This is a genomic window from Psychrobacter sp. TB20-MNA-CIBAN-0197 (genome assembly GCF_040309765.1).
GTDB lineage: Bacteria > Pseudomonadota > Gammaproteobacteria > Pseudomonadales > Moraxellaceae > Psychrobacter > Psychrobacter submarinus.
The window spans coordinates 1-246 of the sequence record NZ_JBEOPC010001179.1; the positions used below are offsets into that span (position 1 = coordinate 1).

1 protein-coding gene is annotated in these 246 nt (G+C 48.4%); it reads left to right on the plus strand.

Features of this window, described 5'->3' with window-relative positions; genetic code table 11:
* A partial coding sequence (locus AAEY83_RS17660; protein WP_351061285.1) for an ATP-binding protein occupies positions 1-246 on the plus strand: 246 nt, incomplete at both ends.

Below are 246 nucleotides of genomic sequence, written 5' to 3' on the forward strand. Positions count from 1 at the left end.
GTATTCCAGAAGCCGATCGCGAAAAAGTTTTTATCCCATTCTCACGCTTGGATGATAGCCGTACACGGGCATCTGGTGGCTATGGCTTAGGGCTGTCGATTGTGTCGCGTATTGCTTTTTGGTTTAATGGTAGTATGAAGGTCGATGAAAGCCGTGAGCTTGGTGGTGCCAGATTTGTCATGACATGGCCTATCAAACCCTTGACTCAAGTGCTTGCCGCTGACCAGTTAACCCAAGAAAAGAGCG